The organism is Capnocytophaga sp. oral taxon 332 str. F0381, assembly GCF_000318275.2.
GTDB lineage: Bacteria > Bacteroidota > Bacteroidia > Flavobacteriales > Flavobacteriaceae > Capnocytophaga > Capnocytophaga bilenii.
Genome location: NZ_KB291273.1, coordinates 14,505 through 14,880, shown reverse-complemented (window position 1 = coordinate 14,880; position 376 = coordinate 14,505). Strand labels below are relative to the sequence as shown.

The 376-nt window shown below is 43.4% G+C and carries 1 protein-coding gene; it reads right to left on the bottom strand.

The annotated features are described in order from the left end of the window. Positions 1 to 376: hypothetical protein (locus HMPREF9075_RS13415; protein WP_009415000.1), on the bottom strand; the 376-nt coding region annotated here is incomplete at both ends.

The following is a 376-nucleotide window of genomic DNA, read 5'->3' as shown; positions in this document are numbered from 1 at the left end:
GGGTTATCGTAGTACTTGTGGTAGTAGTAGGTGTGGTAGTAGAAGTTGATGTTGTAGGCGTTTCAGTAGTGGGTGTTGTAGTTTTAGGCAGTACTATTACGGTGGCAGTAGCAGTAGCAGAATTAGTAACATCTTTAATATCTCTGATTTTATAATATACATAATGACGACCAACAGCTAAACCTGCAGGAAGTCGGAGCATTCCGCCTCGTGCTGTACTGATATACTTGCCGTTGTTATCGGTACTCCTACGAATGTAGCTAAATTGCACCTCTTTGTCTGTAGGGGTGTCCGTGCCATAGCGGTCGTTGTCATAAACACTGCCTATAATTTGAGGGTTGGTGCTATAGGTAACGGTGTAAGTATCGTCTTGAGC